This window comes from Gammaproteobacteria bacterium (assembly GCA_036381015.1).
Classification (GTDB): Bacteria; Pseudomonadota; Gammaproteobacteria; order Steroidobacterales; family Rariloculaceae; genus ZC4RG20.
In genome coordinates this window covers 1-3,001 of record DASVDR010000039.1, presented here as the reverse complement: position 1 = coordinate 3,001, position 3,001 = coordinate 1, and the positions used below count along the sequence as shown (strand labels likewise).

The 3,001-nt window shown below is 69.3% G+C and carries 4 protein-coding genes; 3 read left to right on the top strand and 1 reads right to left on the bottom strand.

Annotated features, from left to right (window positions below; translation table 11 throughout):
• From VF329_13695 to VF329_13685, 3 genes are all read left to right on the top strand, one after another.
• On the top strand, nt 1–996 hold a 996-nt coding region (locus tag VF329_13695), incomplete at its 5' end, for an ATP-binding cassette domain-containing protein (GenBank protein HEX7082057.1).
• On the top strand, nt 993–1,655 hold the full coding sequence (locus VF329_13690) for a cation/multidrug efflux pump (protein HEX7082056.1): 663 nt from the start codon (nt 993–995) through the stop codon (nt 1,653–1,655). The genes VF329_13695 and VF329_13690, both read left to right, overlap by 4 nt.
• Nucleotides 1,656–1,825: 170 nt before the next feature.
• Nucleotides 1,826–2,512 (top strand): hypothetical protein, encoded by a 687-nt coding sequence (locus VF329_13685; GenBank protein ID HEX7082055.1) that lies wholly within the window; start codon nt 1,826–1,828, stop codon nt 2,510–2,512.
• Nucleotides 2,513–2,666: 154 nt separating this feature from the next.
• On the opposite strand, the gene VF329_13680 is transcribed toward VF329_13685, so the two are convergent.
• A partial coding sequence (locus tag VF329_13680; GenBank protein HEX7082054.1) for a phosphoribosylformylglycinamidine synthase subunit PurQ occupies nt 2,667–3,001 on the bottom strand: 335 nt, incomplete at its 5' end.

Below are 3,001 nucleotides of genomic sequence, written 5' to 3'. Positions count from 1 at the left end.
GTCGCCGGCTGGATTCTGGAGCTCGATCGCGGGCACGGCATCCCGTGGCAGGGCAACTACTCGTCGTGGCTCGAGCAGAAGGAGCAGCGGCTCGCCGTCGAGGAGCAGACGGAGCAGGCGCGGCGCAAGGCGATGCAGGTCGAGCTCGAATGGGTGCGCGCGAACCCGAAGGGGCGGCAGGCGAAGTCGAAGGCGCGCCTGCGGCAGTTCGAGGAGCTCTCCTCCGCCGCCTACCAGAAGCGCAACGAGACGAACGAGATCTACATCCCGCCCGGGCCGCGGCTCGGCGACGTCGTCGTCGAAGCCGGGCACGTGCGCAAGGCGTTCGGCGACAAGCTCCTCATGGACGATCTCACGTTCTCCCTGCCCCCCGGCGGTATCCTCGGCATCATCGGCCCGAACGGCGCCGGCAAGACGACGCTGTTCCGCATGCTCACCGGGGACGAGCAGCCGGACGCCGGCAGCATCCGGCTTGGCGACAGCGTGACGCTCGCCGCGGTCGACCAGTCGCGCGCGAGCCTGAACGACGACAAGACCGTCTGGGAGGAGATCTCGGACGGCCAGGACGTGATCCGCGTGGGCAGCTACGAGACACCGTCGCGCGCGTACGTCGGACGCTTCAACTTCCGCGGCGCGGACCAGCAGAAGAAGATCGGCCTGCTTTCCGGCGGTGAGCGCAACCGCGTGCATCTCGCAAAGACGCTGAAGGCGGGCGGCAACCTGCTGTTGCTCGACGAGCCGACCAACGATCTCGACGTCGAGACATTGCGCGCGCTCGAGCAGGCGCTGCTCGAGTTCCCCGGATCAGCTGTCGTCATCTCGCACGACCGCTGGTTCCTGGACCGCATCGCGACGCACATTCTTGCGTTCGAGGGTGACAGCAACGTGACGTTTTTCCCGGGCAACTACAGCGAGTACGAGGAGGATCGCAAGCGCCGGCTGGGGGCGGACGCCGGCACGCCGCACCGCATCCGTTACAAGCGGCTCAGCGCGTGAACGCGCTGGTCGCGATCGCCGCCGCCGCGGGGATCGCCGCCCTCTTCTTCCTCTCGCGCACCGTGGCGTGCACGCGCCACGGGCGCCTGGTGCGCGCGGGCGGCGCGGGCGTCGGCACGCTCGCCTCGGGCGCCATTGCCGTGGCCGCGGTGCTGGTCGCGATCTCGTACTACAGCTACGAGCGGCTCACCGCGGAGCAGGTGGTCGCGACCGTGGCCTTTCGCCAGACGGCCCGGGACGTGTACCAGGCGCGCCTCATGGTGGACGGCGAGCACGATCGTACCTTCGAGCTGCGCGGCAACGAGTGGCAGATGGACGCGCGGCTCGTCACGTGGAAGCCGCCGGTCACCATTCTCGGCCTCGAGCCGATCTACCGTCTCGAGCGGCTGAGCGGGCGGTATACCGACATCGGGCGCGAGCAGAGCGAGAGCCGCACCGTGTATTCGCTGGCCGAGCCGCTCGCTGTCGACGTGTGGGCCGTCGCCCGGCGCTTTCCGCTGCTCACTCCCGGCATCGACGCGCACTACGGCAGCGCGACCTACGCGCCCATGGCCGACGGCGCGCGCTTCGAGGTGAGCCTGAGCCGCGACGCGGTCATCGCGCGCCCTGCCAACGCCGCGGCCAGCGCCGCGCTGGGACGCTGGAGCGAGGGCGACTGAGCTCCGCCCGCCTGGCCTGCCCGCGGTGCGGATTATGTCGAACGGCTCCGAGGGTACCGTTGCGCTGAGGCTATACTGCCGCGAAAGCCACGCTGCCCGAACAACAAGGGAGGCCCCACTCCGGTGAGGGCACCCGAGAATGCGCGGCGGGCCGGAAGAAGAACAAGGACATGACGGTCATCCTGGAGCGCAACAGGCGCATCGACTATCCCAGCCGCGAAGAGTTCGGCCTCGAATGCCCGTACTGCGGCGTGTACTCGCACATGACGCCCCAGTCGGTGCCCGACGTCGACACGCTCCTCGAGCACCGGCCGAAGCACGTCGGCCTCGTGTACCAGTGCGACGCCTGCCGCGCGCCGGTGTTCCTCCGCTTCGCAGTGAAGGGCTACGGCGAGGGCCGGGTCGAGCTGTTCCGGAATTTCCTCGAGCTCGAGCGGCCGAAGGAGCGGTTTCCGTTCACCTACCTGCCGGAGACGACCGAGCTCCTGTTCCGCGAGGCGCTCTCCTGCTACACGCACAACGACTTCAACGCGTTCGCGTCGATGTGCCGGCGCGCCGCAATGAGCGCCTATGCCGCGCTCGGCGAGCGCGGCAAGCTCAGGGCATTCGACGAGGTCGTCGCCGCGCAGCGCATCGCCGAGATCGACGAGGACAGCATCGCGCCGATCAAGCAGATCCTGTTCGAGTCCGAGAGCGAGGCCGGCCTCCCCCTGCTGAATCGAGCCCAGGCCGGTGTGCTGCTCGAGGTCATGAAGGACATGCTCTACCAGTGCTTCGTCCGCCGCGGCAAGCTCGCCCGCGCCATCAAGGTGCGCCGCTTCTTCGTCCAGGAAGCCAACGGCACCCTCACCGCCTGACGTAGCCGCGAGCATCCCTGTAGGAGAGCGCATCGCGCGCGACCCGCGATCGTGGATCGTGGATCGTGGCCCGCGCACTCTCCACGACCGCATCGTTCACGCACGTTTGGGGTCGGTGGCTGGGGCGGAGCCGCGACCGGGGGAGGCACGCTCGTCAGGCGAGGGCGGCGCGGGCGTTCAGGAAGAGCTGCAGCCAGGGGGAATCGGGGCCCCACTCCTCCGGATGCCAGGAAAGCTGCGTGGTGCGCACGCTGCGCTCCGGGTGCGGCATGGTAACGGTGACGCGCCCGTCGGCGCTGCACAGGCCGCAGATGCCGTCGGGCGAGCCGTTCGGATTCGCGGGGTAGCTTTCGGTGTGCCGGCCGTAGTTGTCGACGTAGCGCAGTGCGATGAACGGCTCGGCGGCGGCGCGCTGCGCGTCGCTGGCGAACACGGCGCGTCCCTCGCCGTGCGAGGTGACGATCGGCATGCGTGAGCCTTGCATGCCCG